We start from the raw sequence: 13,627 nt of genomic DNA on the forward strand, positions 1-13,627 counted from the left end.
TGTTGATGAGTACGGGGTGAGGGATGCGCGATCGACTGTTGGCAGCGGAGAAAGTGAAGGCCATCGATTGGCGTGATGGCGCACTGCACCTGCTCGATCAGCGTGCGCTGCCCTCCCGGGAAAACTGGGTGACCTGCGCGACGGTCGACGAAGTGGCTGCGGCCATTCGTGCGATGGTGGTGCGGGGCGCACCGGCCATCGGCATCAGCGCCGCCTACGGGCTGGTGCTGGCCGCGCGCGCGCGGATCGCCGAGGGCGGTGACTGGCAGGCTTCATGGGAGGAGGACTACGCGCTGCTGGCCGATTCCCGTCCCACCGCGTCGAACCTGTTCTGGGCCATCAAGCGCATGCGTGATCGCCTCGATCGCCTCAAAAGGCACGCCGATCCGCTGGCGGTGCTGGAGGCCGAAGCCATCGCGATCCATGAAAGCGACCGTGAAGCCAACCTCACCATGGCGCAATTGGGCGTCGAATTGATCCGCAAGCATCAGGGCAATGCCCAGGCGATCCTGACCCATGGCAACGCCGGGGCCTTGGCGAGCGGTGGTGTAGGCACTGCGCTGGGGGTGATCCGTGCGGCGTTTCTGGAGGGCATGGTCGAGCAGGTCTATGCCAACGAAACCCGCCCCTGGCTGCAAGGCTCGCGGTTGACCGCCTGGGAACTGGCGGGCGCGGGCATTCCGGTCACGGTGAATGCCGACTCGGCTGGCGCGCATATCCTCAAGACCAAGGGGGTGACCTGGGTGATTGTGGGCGCTGACTGCATCGCCGCCAATGGCGATGTGATCAGTAAGATCGGCACCTACCAGTTGGCCGTGTGCGCCATGCACCATGGCGTACGCTTTATGGTGGTGGCGGCGAGTTCGACCCTGGACCTGATGATGGCTACTGGTGATGACGTCACCCTGGAAGAGCGCGATGCCGGCGAGTTGCTGGAGGTTGCAGGGCAGCGCTTTGCTGCGGATGTTGCGGTCTTTAACCCGGTGTTTGACGTCACGCCGGCGGACCTGATCGACGTGATCGTCACCGAAAAAGGCATCGTCGAGCGGCCTGATACCGCCAAGATCGCCAAACTGATGTGCCGTAAGCGCCTGCATTGAGGGCTTTGGTGTCTGGCAGATTGCAATCGCGGGCAAGCCCGCTCCCACATTATGAGTGCCTTCATAAAACAACGGTGGGAGCAGGCTTGCCCGCGATTGGCCCGAAAAGCCAGCAAAACCCTCGGATCCACAGGCAAATCCTAGCCTCTATTCAGCTCTGAGCCCCTCTCGTCGCCCTCAAGCCTGTCATCCGTCAACTTACTACGCTCCATGCGCATCTGGGGGATAGGTGCGTGGCGGCGATTGTGATACCATTCGGCGGTTTCCAAGGTCACCCCAAGGGGCGACCTTTAATGCGCAGATCCGTGTCATAACTCGTTGATTTGTCGTAAGTCGTTGCCAGGCATCATGCCGGCGGCGGCGAGCTTCGTTCGTCCCATATGGATGTGACGAGGTTTCACCCGAAAAAGGAATCAGGCTTCTCATGGGCGAACTGGCCAAAGAAATCCTCCCGGTCAATATCGAAGACGAGCTGAAACAGTCCTACCTCGACTATGCGATGAGCGTAATTGTCGGGCGGGCACTGCCTGATGCGCGCGATGGCTTGAAGCCCGTGCACCGGCGTGTGCTGTTCGCGATGAGCGAGCTGGGTAACGACTGGAACAAGCCGTACAAGAAATCTGCCCGTGTTGTCGGTGACGTGATCGGTAAGTATCACCCTCACGGCGACACTGCGGTGTACGACACCATCGTTCGGATGGCCCAGCCGTTTTCCCTGCGCTACCTGCTGGTAGACGGCCAGGGCAACTTCGGTTCGGTGGACGGCGACAACGCCGCGGCCATGCGATACACCGAAGTGCGCATGACCAAGCTGGCACACGAGCTGCTGGCCGACCTGCACAAAGAAACCGTGGACTGGGTGCCGAACTACGACGGCACCGAAATGATCCCGGCGGTCATGCCGACCCGTATTCCCAACCTGTTGGTCAACGGCTCCAGCGGTATCGCCGTGGGCATGGCCACCAACATCCCGCCACACAACCTCGGTGAAGTCATCGACGGTTGCCTGGCGCTTATCGACAACCCCGAGCTGACCGTCGATGAGCTGATGCAATACATCCCCGGCCCGGACTTCCCGACCGCCGCGATCATCAACGGTCGCGCCGGCATCATCGAAGCCTATCGCACCGGCCGTGGCCGCATTTATATGCGCGCCCGCTCGATGATCGAAGACATCGACAAGGTCGGTGGTCGCCAGCAGATCGTCATCACCGAACTCCCGTACCAGTTGAACAAGGCGCGTCTGATCGAGAAGATCGCCGAGCTGGTTAAAGAGAAGAAACTCGAAGGCATCACCGAACTGCGCGACGAGTCTGACAAAGACGGTATGCGCGTGGTGATCGAGCTGCGCCGTGGCGAAGTGCCTGAGGTGATCCTCAACAACCTCTACGCCCAGACCCAGCTGCAAAGCGTGTTTGGTATCAACGTCGTGGCCCTGATCGACGGTCGCCCGCGCATCCTGAACCTCAAGGATCTGCTGGAAGCCTTCGTGCGTCACCGTCGTGAAGTGGTTACCCGCCGCACCGTGTTCGAACTGCGCAAGGCCCGCGAGCGCGGGCACATCCTGGAAGGCCAGGCGGTTGCGCTGTCGAACATCGACCCGGTTATCGCCCTGATCAAGGCTTCGCCGACCCCGTCGGAAGCCAAGGAAGCGCTGATCAAGATGCCGTGGGAATCCAGTGCCGTCGTGGCGATGGTTGAGCGTGCCGGTGCCGATTCGTGCCGTCCGGAGACCCTGGACCCGCAATACGGCCTGCGTGATGGCAAATACTTCCTGTCGCCGGAGCAGGCCCAGGCCATCCTGGAACTGCGCCTGCACCGTTTGACCGGTTTGGAGCACGAGAAGCTGCTGGCCGAGTACCAGGAGATCCTCAACCAGATCGGCGAGCTGATCCGCATCCTCAACAGCGCCGTGCGCCTGATGGAAGTGATCCGCGAAGAACTGGAAGTGATCCGCGCCGAATATGGCGACGTGCGCCGCACCGAAATTCTTGATGCGCGCCTCGACCTGACCCTGGGTGACATGATCCCGGAAGAAGAGCGCGTGGTGACCATCTCCCACGGTGGCTATGCCAAGACCCAGCCTTTGGCTGCGTACCAGGCCCAGCGCCGCGGTGGTAAAGGTAAATCGGCTACCGGCGTGAAGGATGAGGACTACATCGCTCACCTGCTGGTTGCCAACAGCCACACCACGCTGTTGCTGTTCTCCAGCAAGGGCAAGGTGTACTGGCTCAAGACCTACGAAATCCCGGAAGCGTCCCGCGCTGCCCGTGGCCGTCCGCTGGTCAACCTGTTGCCGCTGGACACCGATGAATACATCACCACCATGCTGCCGGTCGAGGAATACACCGAGGGTCACTTCATCTTCATGGCGACCGCCAAAGGCACCGTGAAGAAGACTCCGCTGGAATCCTTCAGTCGCCAGCGCAGCGTGGGCCTGATCGCCCTGGAGCTGGACGAAGGCGACGTGCTGATCTCTGCGGCCATTACCGATGGCGAGCGTGAAGTCATGCTGTTCTCCGACGGTGGCAAAGTGACGCGCTTCAAAGAGTCCGACGTGCGTGCGATGGGCCGTACCGCCCGTGGTGTGCGCGGTATGCGCCTGCCGGAAGGGCAGAAGCTGATTTCCATGCTGATCCCGGAAGAAGGCAGCCAGATCCTTACGGCTTCGGCCCGTGGTTATGGCAAGCGCACCGCTATCAGCGAGTTCCCCGAGTACAAGCGTGGCGGCCAGGGTGTGATCGCCATGGTCAGCAACGATCGCAACGGCCGTCTGGTCGGCGCGGTCCAGGTGCTGGATGGCGAGGAAATCATGCTGATTTCCGACCAGGGCACCCTGGTACGTACCCGTGTTGATGAAGTGTCGAGCCTGGGCCGTAACACCCAGGGCGTGACCTTGATCAAGCTGGCCAGCGACGAGACCCTGGTGGGCCTGGAGCGTGTCCAGGAGCCATCGGAAGTCGAAGGCGAGGAGCTGGAAGGCGAGGAGTTCGATGGCGAGGTGATCGCAGCCGGCGATGACAGCGTCGACGAGCCAACCCTCGATGCTGCCGCAGACGAAGAAGAACCGCAGGAATAAGCGGACAACCAAGGGGGCGGATGAAGATTCGCCCCCTTGTTATTTGTCCCTTTTGAAAGTTTGCAATACTGCGCATTCCCCTGTGGGAGCGGGCTTGCTCGCGAAAGCGGCGTATCAGTCAGCGCATAGGCGGGCTGACACACCGCTTTCGCGAGCAAGCCCGCTCCCACAGGGGTTATGTGTCGAACACGAATTATGTGACCAACAGATCAGAGCGAGATTGGATGTGAGCAAGAGAGCCTATAACTTCTGTGCTGGTCCCGCGGCACTTCCTGAAGCAGTCCTGCAGCGCGCGCAGGGTGAACTCCTCGACTGGCATGGCAAAGGCCTCTCCGTGATGGAAATGAGCCATCGCAGTGATGAGTTCGTGTCCATTGCCACCAAGGCCGAGCAGGATCTGCGTGACCTGCTGGACATCCCGTCGGACTACAAGGTGCTGTTCCTGCAAGGCGGCGCCAGCCAGCAGTTCGCCCAGATCCCGCTGAACCTGCTGCCGGAAGACGGCACTGCCGACTATATCGATACCGGTATCTGGGGGCAGAAGGCCATTGAAGAGGCCTCGCGCTACGGCAACATCAACGTGGCCGGTACTGCCAAGCCCTACGATTATTTCGCTATTCCAGGTCAGAACGAGTGGAAGTTGTCCAAGGACGCGTCCTATGTTCACTACGTCCAGAACGAAACCATCGGCGGCCTGGAATTTGACTGGGTACCTGAAGTCGGTGATGTCCCGTTGGTGTGCGACATGTCCTCGGACATCCTCTCGCGCCCGATGGATGTGTCCCGCTACGGCATGATCTACGCCGGCGCGCAGAAGAACATCGGCCCGAGCGGCATCCTGGTCAACATCATCCGTGAAGACCTGCTCGGTCGTGCCCGCTCGGTGTGCCCGACCATGCTCAACTACAAGGTCGCGGCCGACAACGGCTCGATGTACAACACTCCGCCGGCTTTTGCCTGGTACCTGTCGGGCCTGGTGTTCGAGTGGCTCAAGGAGCAGGGCGGCGTGGCAGCCATGGGCAAGCTCAACGAAGAGAAGAAGCGCACCCTGTACGACTTCATCGACGCCAGCGGCCTGTACAGCAACCCGATCAGCCTGAGCGCCCGTTCGTGGATGAACGTGCCGTTCCGCCTGGCCGATGACCGCCTGGACAAGCCATTCCTGGCGGGTGCCGACGAGCGTGGCCTGCTCAACCTCAAGGGGCATCGTTCGGTAGGCGGCATGCGCGCGTCCATCTACAACGCCGTCGACATCAATGCCATCAAGGCACTGGTGGCCTACATGGCAGAGTTCGAAAAGGAACACGGCTAATGTCTGAGCAAGAACTCAAGGCCCTGCGTGTACGCATTGACGCCCTGGACACCAAGGTCCTGGAGCTGATCAGTGAGCGGGCGCGGTGTGCCCAGGAAGTGGCGCGGGTCAAGATGGCTTCCCTGGCCGAAGGCGAAGTGCCGGTGTTCTATCGTCCAGAGCGCGAAGCCCAAGTGCTCAAGCGGGTGATGGAGCGTAACCAGGGGCCGCTGGGCAATGAAGAGATGGCACGGTTGTTCCGCGAAATCATGTCTTCGTGCCTAGCCCTCGAGCAGCCATTGAAAGTGGCGTACCTCGGCCCCGAAGGCACCTTCACCCAGGCGGCGGCGATGAAGCATTTCGGCCACGCGGTGATCAGCAAGCCGATGGCGGCCATAGATGAGGTGTTCCGCGAAGTGGCTGCCGGTGCGGTGAACTTCGGCGTAGTGCCGGTGGAAAACTCCACCGAAGGCGCGGTCAACCATACGCTTGACAGCTTCCTTGAGCACGACATGGTGATCTGTGGCGAAGTCGAGCTGCGTATTCACCACCACTTGCTGGTGGGCGAAAACACCAAGACTGACAGCATCAGCCGCATTTACTCCCACGCTCAGTCCCTGGCCCAGTGCCGCAAGTGGCTGGACGCTCATTACCCGAATGTCGAGCGCGTCGCGGTCTCCAGCAACGCCGAGGCGGCCAAGCGGGTCAAGGGTGAGTGGAATTCGGCGGCGATTGCCGGGGATATGGCTGCGGGCCTGTACGGCCTGACGCGCCTGGCCGAGAAAATCGAGGATCGCCCGGACAACTCCACGCGCTTCTTGATGATCGGCAGCCAGGAAGTGCCGCCGACCGGCGACGATAAGACGTCGATCATCGTCTCCATGAGCAACAAGCCGGGGGCGCTGCATGAGCTGCTGGTGCCGTTCCATGACAACGGGATTGACCTGACGCGCATCGAGACCCGTCCTTCGCGCAGCGGTAAATGGACCTATGTGTTCTTTATCGACTTCGTCGGGCACCACCGTGATCCGCTGGTCAAGGGTGTGCTCGAGAAAATCAGTCAGGAAGCCGTGGCACTCAAGGTGCTGGGTTCCTACCCGAAAGCGGTTTTGTGAGGCTTTGACATGAGTGGCAACTTCCTCGCCCTGGCGCAGCCGGGCGTGCAACAACTGTCGCCTTACGTTCCAGGCAAGCCTGTGGACGAGTTGGCGCGCGAGTTGAATCTGGACCCGGCGAAGATCGTCAAGCTGGCCAGCAATGAAAACCCCTTGGGGCCAAGCCCCAAAGTGCTGGCGGCGATCCGCGAAGAGTTGGCGGAACTGACCCGTTATCCCGACGGTAACGGCTTTGCCCTCAAGTCCCTGCTGGCCGAGAGCTGCCGGGTCGAGTTGAGCCAGGTGACCCTGGGTAACGGTTCCAACGACATCCTGGAACTGGTGGCGCGTGCCTATCTGGCCCCGGGCCTGAATGCGGTGTTCAGTGAGCACGCGTTTGCGGTGTATCCGATTGTCACCCAGGCTGTCGGCGCCGAGGCGCGGGTGATTGCGGCCAAGGACTGGGGGCATGACCTGCCGGCCATGCTGGCGGCCATCGATGCCCAGACCCGCGTAGTGTTTATCGCCAACCCGAACAACCCGACCGGTACCTGGTTCGGTGCCGACGCGCTGAACGAGTTCCTGCAGGATGTGCCTGGGCACGTGTTGGTGGTGCTGGACGAGGCCTACATCGAATACGCCGAAGGCAGTGACTTGCCCGACGGCCTGGACTTCCTCGCGGCCTACCCGAACCTGCTGGTATCGCGCACGTTCTCCAAGGCTTATGGCCTGGCGTCGCTGCGGGTTGGCTACGGGTTATCCACAGCCGTTGTCGCGGATGTGCTGAACCGCGTGCGCCAGCCATTCAACGTCAACAGCCTGGCCCTGGCGGCGGCCTGTGCGGCGCTCAAGGATGCCGAGTACCTGGAAGAAGGGCGGCGGATCAACGAAAGCGGTATGCAGCAGCTGCAGCAAGGCTTTCGTGAGTTGGGCCTGGGCTGGATTGAGTCCAAGGGCAACTTTGTCTGCGTAGATCTCGCCCAGGAGGCCGCTCCGGTATTCCAGGGCCTGCTGCGCGAAGGCGTGATCGTGCGTCCGGTGGCCAATTACGGCATGCCCAACCATTTGCGTATCACCATCGGTTTGCCGGCTGAAAACAGTCGCTTCCTTGAGGCGCTGGCCAAGGTCCTGGCCCGTGGTTGATGTGATTGCAATGCAACCTGTTGTGCCTGTGATCGGTCGCCTGGTGGTGGTCGGCCTGGGATTGATTGGCGGCTCCTTTGCCAAGGGCCTGCGTGAAAGCGGCCTGTGTGGCGAAGTGGTCGGTGTGGATCTGGACCCGCAATCGCGTCGGTTGGCGGTTGAGCTGGGTGTGGTGGACCGCTGTGAGGCGGACTTGGCCCTGGCATGCCAGGGCGCCGATGTCATTCAGTTGGCGGTACCGATCCTGGCCATGGAAAAATTGCTGGCGCTGCTGGCTGGCATGGACCTGGGCCAGGCGATCCTCACGGATGTCGGCAGTGCCAAAGGCAATGTTGTACGCGCGGCGCGGCTGGCGTTTGGCGGCATGCCGGCGCGGTTCGTGCCGGGGCATCCGATCGCTGGCTCCGAGCAGAGCGGGGTGGAAGCCTCCAACGCCCAGCTGTTCCGTCGGCACAAGGTGATCCTCACGCCGTTGCCAGAAACCGATCCCGCCGCCTTGGCGGTGGTGGATCGGCTGTGGCGCGAGCTGGGGGCGGATGTCGAGCATATGCAGGTCGAGCGCCATGACGAAGTGCTGGCGGCGACCAGTCATCTGCCGCACCTTCTGGCTTTTGGCCTGGTCGACTCCCTGGCCAAGCGCAACGAAAATCTGGAGATTTTCCGTTACGCCGCCGGCGGTTTTCGCGATTTCACGCGGATTGCCGGGAGCGACCCGGTGATGTGGCACGACATATTTCTCGCCAATCGCGAGGCCGTGCTGCGCACCCTGGACACCTTCCGCAGTGACTTGGATGCCTTGCGCGATGCGGTCGATGCGGGGGATGGGCACCAGTTGCTGGGTGTTTTCACCCGTGCACGGGTAGCGCGCGAGCACTTCAGCAAGATCCTGGCGCGGCGTGCCTATATGGACGCCGCCGTCAACACTGACGATGTGGTGTTTGTCGCCAGCCCCGGTGGGCAATTGAGTGGCAAGATCCGGGTGCCGGGGGATAAATCCATTTCCCATCGCTCGATCATGCTCGGGTCGCTGGCGGACGGTATTACCGAAGTCGAGGGGTTCCTTGAGGGTGAGGATGCCCTGGCGACCCTGCAGGCGTTCCGCGACATGGGGGTGGTGATCGAAGGTCCGCATCATGGGCGAGTGACCATCCATGGTGTGGGCCTGCATGGCTTGAAGCCGGCCCCGGGGCCGATCTATCTCGGCAATTCGGGCACGTCCATGCGCCTGCTGTCAGGCTTGTTGGTGGCGCAGCGTTTTGACAGTGTGCTGACCGGCGATGCTTCGCTGTCCAAGCGGCCGATGAATCGCGTGGCCAAGCCGTTACGGGCGATGGGCGCGGTGATCGAAACCGGGCCGGAAGGCCAGCCACCGCTGACTATTCGTGGCGGGCAGTCGCTCAAGGGGTTGAATTACACGCTGCCGATGGCCAGCGCCCAGGTCAAGTCCAGTCTGTTGCTGGCTGGCTTGTACGCCGAAGGCCGGACGGCGGTGACCGAGCCTGCGCCCACCCGTGATCATACCGAGCGGATGTTGCGCGGTTTTGGCTGCCCGGTGGAGGTCGTTGACGCAACGGTGGCGGTTGAGTCGGGTCATGCACTGTTGGCCACGCGCATCGAAGTGCCGGGTGATATATCTTCCGCGGCATTCTTCCTGGTGGCCGCCTCGATTGCCGAGGGGTCCGAATTGTTGCTGGAGCATGTGGGAATCAATCCTACCCGCACCGGGGTGATCGATATCCTGCGCCTCATGGGGGCCGATATCACCCTGGAAAATCTGCGTGAAGTGGGCGGTGAACCGGTTGCGGACCTGCGTGTACGCGCGGCACCGCTCAAGGGTATCGAGATTCCCGAAGCGCTGGTTCCCCTGGCTATCGACGAATTCCCAGTGCTGTTTGTCGCCGCCGCTTGCGCCCAGGGGCGCACGGTATTGCGTGGTGCCGAAGAGTTGCGGGTCAAGGAGTCTGACCGCATCCAGGTAATGGCCGACGGTCTGTTGGCGCTGGGTGTGAAGTGTGTGCCGACCCCTGATGGGATTATCATTGATGGCGGCGGCATGGCCGGGGGTGAAGTGCATGCCCACGGTGATCATCGGATCGCCATGGCGTTCAGTGTGGCGTCCCTGCGTGCCACTGCGCCGATTCGTATCCATGACTGTGCCAACGTAGCTACATCTTTTCCGAATTTTCTTACACTGTCTGCCCAAGTCGGCATTCGTGTAGCCCAAGAGGCTCAATTGTGAATATCAAAGCACCGGTGATTACCATCGACGGGCCGAGCGGCTCTGGCAAAGGCACCGTCGCAGGCTTGTTGGCCAAGCGTCTGGGGTGGTGTCTGCTGGACTCCGGGGCGTTGTATCGCCTGCTGGCTTTCGCCGCACGTAATCATGGCGTCGACCTGACCAATGAAGCATCGTTGGTATTGCTGGCGGCTCACCTTGACGTGCAGTTCGTCGGCGCGACCGAAGGTCATTCGCTGCGCATTATCCTGGAAGGAGATGACGTAACCGATGATCTGCGTAACGAGCAGGTTGGCTCCTGGGCTTCCCAGGTCGCCGCCTTGCCGGCCGTGCGTGATGCCTTGCTCCAGCGTCAACGGGCTTTCCAGGAGCCACCGGGCCTTGTGGCCGATGGCCGTGATATGGGTACCGTGGTGTTCCCTGAGGCGCCGCTGAAGATTTTCCTGACGGCCAGTGCCGAGGAGCGGGCGCGCCGCCGTTACTTGCAGTTGAAGGGCAAGGTGGATGGTGTTAGTCTGTCGAGTCTGCTAGATGAGATTCGTGCGCGCGATGAGCGTGACACCCAGCGTGCGGTAGCCCCGCTCAAACCGGCGGCTGACGCCATACAGCTGGATTCCACGGAATTGTCCATCGAGCAGGTGCTGGAACGCATCTTGAGTGAAATCGCCCTTCGCGATATCGCCGGATGACTCAGAGGAAGTGCAGGGGACCAGTCCTAGACCTGCGCTTCTTCTCTTATATGAACGTAACCCACACCGTCTGGGGTGTGGCAGATGGGCGTATTCTTCGCCCTTATCAACAGGAATTAAAATGAGCGAAAGCTTTGCGGAACTCTTTGAAGAAAGCCTAAAAACCCTGAACCTTCAGGCTGGCTCCATCATCACCGGTGTTATCGTTGATATCGATTACCAAGCTCGCTGGGTAACCGTTCACGCTGGTCTGAAGTCTGAAGCACTCATCCCGCTTGAGCAGTTCTACAACGACGCTGGTGACCTGACTATCAATGTCGGTGACGAAGTTCACGTTGCTCTGGACTCGGTTGAAGACGGTTTCGGTGAAACCAAGCTGTCCCGTGAAAAAGCCAAGCGCGCTGAATGCTGGATTGTTCTCGAAGCAGCCTTCGCAGCTGAAGAAGTGGTCAAGGGCGTTATCAACGGTAAGGTTAAAGGCGGCTTCACTGTCGACGTTAACGGCATCCGTGCGTTCCTGCCAGGTTCTTTGGTCGACGTTCGTCCAGTGCGCGACACCACGCACCTGGAAGGCAAAGAACTCGAATTCAAGGTCATCAAGCTCGACCAGAAGCGCAACAACGTTGTCGTTTCCCGTCGCAGCGTGCTGGAAGCAGAGAACTCCGCCGAGCGTGAAGCTCTGCTGGAATCCCTGCAGGAAGGCCAACAAGTCAAAGGTATCGTCAAGAACCTCACCGATTACGGCGCATTCGTCGATCTGGGTGGCGTCGATGGCCTGCTGCACATTACCGACATGGCTTGGAAGCGTATCAAGCATCCTTCCGAAATCGTCAACGTTGGCGACGAGATCGATGTCAAGGTTCTGAAATACGATCGCGAGCGCAACCGTGTTTCCCTGGGCCTGAAGCAACTGGGTGAAGATCCATGGGTTGCTATCAAAGCCCGTTACCCAGAAAGCACTCGCGTAACTGCGCGTGTTACCAACCTGACCGACTACGGCTGCTTCGCAGAGCTGGAAGAAGGCGTGGAAGGCCTGGTACACGTTTCCGAAATGGACTGGACCAACAAGAACATCCACCCTTCGAAAGTCGTACAAGTCGGCGACGAAGTGGAAGTTATGGTTCTGGACATCGACGAAGAGCGTCGTCGTATCTCCCTGGGCATCAAGCAGTGCAAATCTAACCCATGGGAAGATTTCTCTGGTCAGTTCAACAAGGGCGATAAAATCTCCGGCACCATCAAGTCGATCACCGATTTCGGTATCTTCATTGGTCTGGACGGCGGCATCGACGGCCTGGTTCACCTGTCCGACATCTCCTGGAACGAAGTTGGCGAAGAAGCTGTTCGTCGTTTCAAGAAGGGCGACGAGCTGGACACCGTTATCCTGTCGGTTGACCCAGAGCGCGAGCGCATCTCCCTGGGTATCAAGCAACTGGAAAGCGATCCGTTCTCCGAGTACGTTCAAGAGAACGACAAGGGTGCAATCGTTAAAGGCATCGTGAAGGAAGTTGACGCTAAAGGCGCCATCATCACTTTGGGTGACGATATCGAAGCGACTCTGAAAGCCTCCGAAATCAGCCGTGATCGCGTTGAAGACGCTCGTAACGTTCTGAAAGAAGGCCAGGAAGTAGAAGCCAAGATCATCAGCGTTGACCGCAAGAGCCGCGTAATCCAACTCTCCATCAAGTCGAAAGACGAGATCGAAGAGAAAGAAGCAATCCAGAGCCTGCGCGACAAGCCAGCTACCTCTGACATTGCTTCGGGTCCGACCACTCTGGGCGACCTGTTGCGTGCACAAATGGAAAAACAGAACTAAGTTCTGTCAGACCATAGAAAAAGGGCGACTTCGGTCGCCCTTTTTTGTGTCTGGGATTTGGCGGTTGGAGTGAGGTGCGTGGCCGGCAAGGCGTGATCGCCCTTGAGGCGTCTTACGGGGTGCGATCTTGTTATCCAGGCACTCCATGGGCTTTTCTGGGGAAAGGTCGCCAGCGCTATCCTGAGCCCGGCCTGCTCTGGTCCTGGGTCTGGTAAGGGTTAGCATAATTTGCGCAAGATAAGTCAAGCCACAGGCTGTTCAAATTCATCTGGTCATGCTAAAACCTTCGGAGCGCTTTTCCTAGCTGCTTGAAAAAGAAGGGAAAAATATGACGAAGTCGGAGTTGATCGAACGAATTGTCACCCATCAAGGGCTGCTCTCATCCAAAGATGTGGAGTTGGCCATCAAGACCATGCTTGAGCAAATGTCCCAGTGCCTGGCCACTGGTGATCGGATCGAGATCCGCGGCTTTGGCAGCTTCTCGCTGCACTACCGCGCTCCACGCGTGGGCCGTAACCCGAAAACCGGCCAGTCCGTCAGCCTCGACGGCAAATTCGTGCCTCATTTCAAGCCGGGCAAGGAATTGCGGGATCGAGTGAACGAAGACGAAGAAGAAAACGTCTGAGTTTTTTTGGGATAGGAGAAGTTTATGCGCGGTGTAAAGCGCGTCGCCCTGGTACTGATTGTGCTGATCGCCGCCTTGGCGATCCTGGCATTCGTACTGGAAAACCAGCAAGACGTCGCCCTGGCGTTCCTGGGGTGGTCTACGCCACAGCTGCCGGTTTCGGTGTTTGTGACGTTGGCGTTGATTGTGGGGATGTTGGTGGGGCCGTTTCTGAGTTTGCTGGTTCGCCGTAAGAAACGCCCAAACCCCACACTGTAGGGTTAGTCGGAAGGCGCATACCGTTTGTCGCTTCGATTGCAGGTGTAAGCCTTTTGTTGGGCGTTGGCTCTACACCCCCCCCCTAGGATGCATTAGCGCTTCTCTGTCGTTAGGAAATAGTGATGTTGGGGCTCAACTGAATCATGTTCCCTGCAACTTCCTCAGTGAGTAGGAATTGCCCTACGGACATGTCAAGTCTTGTAATGTTATGACGAGATGGCAAAATGCAACCTGTTCTCGATTCCAGTCATTTTGTGTGTCCAAGGCTTGGCAGCGACGCTGGGCTTTTTGGCCGA

At 59.8% G+C, this 13,627-nt stretch carries 10 protein-coding genes; all 10 read left to right on the forward strand.

Translation table 11 applies throughout. From position 1 onward, the window contains the following. The first annotated feature begins 23 nt into the window (after positions 1 to 23). Positions 24 to 1,100, forward strand: a complete 1,077-nt coding sequence (gene mtnA, locus C5F71_RS22290; protein ID WP_104911961.1) for an S-methyl-5-thioribose-1-phosphate isomerase — start codon at positions 24 to 26, stop codon at positions 1,098 to 1,100. A gap of 424 nt (positions 1,101 to 1,524) precedes the next feature. Next, positions 1,525 to 4,179 (forward strand): DNA gyrase subunit A, encoded by a 2,655-nt coding sequence (gyrA, locus tag C5F71_RS22295; protein WP_029298707.1) that lies wholly within the window; start codon positions 1,525 to 1,527, stop codon positions 4,177 to 4,179. 226 nt (positions 4,180 to 4,405) lie between these two features. After that, a complete protein-coding gene (gene serC / locus C5F71_RS22300) occupies positions 4,406 to 5,491 on the forward strand; it encodes a 3-phosphoserine/phosphohydroxythreonine transaminase (RefSeq protein WP_029298706.1) in 1,086 nt (361 codons plus the stop codon). Then, positions 5,491 to 6,585, forward strand: a complete 1,095-nt coding sequence (pheA, locus tag C5F71_RS22305) for a prephenate dehydratase (protein WP_029298704.1) — start codon at positions 5,491 to 5,493, stop codon at positions 6,583 to 6,585. Before serC ends, pheA begins: the two co-directional genes overlap by 1 nt. A 9-nt stretch (positions 6,586 to 6,594) precedes the next feature. Beyond that, positions 6,595 to 7,707 carry a histidinol-phosphate transaminase gene (gene hisC / locus C5F71_RS22310; protein WP_092235122.1) on the forward strand — a complete coding sequence of 371 codons (1,113 nt, stop codon included), beginning with the start codon at positions 6,595 to 6,597 and terminating at the stop codon, positions 7,705 to 7,707. A gap of 28 nt (positions 7,708 to 7,735) precedes the next feature. Next, positions 7,736 to 9,946, forward strand: a complete 2,211-nt coding sequence (locus C5F71_RS22315; protein ID WP_104912651.1) for a bifunctional prephenate dehydrogenase/3-phosphoshikimate 1-carboxyvinyltransferase — start codon at positions 7,736 to 7,738, stop codon at positions 9,944 to 9,946. After that, entirely contained in the window at positions 9,943 to 10,632 is a 690-nt protein-coding gene (cmk, locus tag C5F71_RS22320) for a (d)CMP kinase (protein ID WP_029298696.1), read from the forward strand. Before C5F71_RS22315 ends, cmk begins: the two co-directional genes overlap by 4 nt. Before the next feature lie 121 nt (positions 10,633 to 10,753). After that, complete coding sequence (gene rpsA, locus C5F71_RS22325) at positions 10,754 to 12,448, forward strand: 30S ribosomal protein S1 (RefSeq protein WP_029298694.1); 1,695 nt, start codon at positions 10,754 to 10,756, stop codon at positions 12,446 to 12,448. Positions 12,449 to 12,776: 328 nt separating this feature from the next. Beyond that, complete coding sequence (gene ihfB / locus C5F71_RS22330; protein WP_017848846.1) at positions 12,777 to 13,073, forward strand: integration host factor subunit beta; 297 nt, start codon at positions 12,777 to 12,779, stop codon at positions 13,071 to 13,073. A 24-nt stretch (positions 13,074 to 13,097) separates the two neighbouring features. Further along, entirely contained in the window at positions 13,098 to 13,331 is a 234-nt protein-coding gene (locus C5F71_RS22335; RefSeq protein ID WP_092235125.1) for a lipopolysaccharide assembly protein LapA domain-containing protein, read from the forward strand. Positions 13,332 to 13,627 lie beyond the last annotated feature (296 nt).

This window comes from Pseudomonas sp. LG1D9, assembly GCF_002949995.1.
In the GTDB taxonomy this organism is placed as follows: Bacteria; Pseudomonadota; Gammaproteobacteria; order Pseudomonadales; family Pseudomonadaceae; genus Aquipseudomonas; species Aquipseudomonas proteolytica.

Bases quoted from the DNA above. Each gene is read 5' to 3' on its own strand.
- mtnA (WP_104911961.1), top strand. From the start codon at position 24: ATGCGCGATCGACTGTTGGCAGCGGAGAAAGTGAAGGCCATCGATTGG.
- gyrA (WP_029298707.1), top strand. From the start codon at position 1,525: ATGGGCGAACTGGCCAAAGAAATCCTCCCGGTCAATATCGAAGACGAG.
- pheA (WP_029298704.1), top strand. From the start codon at position 5,491: ATGTCTGAGCAAGAACTCAAGGCCCTGCGTGTACGCATTGACGCCCTG.
- hisC (WP_092235122.1), top strand. From the start codon at position 6,595: ATGAGTGGCAACTTCCTCGCCCTGGCGCAGCCGGGCGTGCAACAACTG.
- rpsA (WP_029298694.1), top strand. From the start codon at position 10,754: ATGAGCGAAAGCTTTGCGGAACTCTTTGAAGAAAGCCTAAAAACCCTG.
- ihfB (WP_017848846.1), top strand. From the start codon at position 12,777: ATGACGAAGTCGGAGTTGATCGAACGAATTGTCACCCATCAAGGGCTG.
- C5F71_RS22335 (WP_092235125.1), top strand. From the start codon at position 13,098: ATGCGCGGTGTAAAGCGCGTCGCCCTGGTACTGATTGTGCTGATCGCC.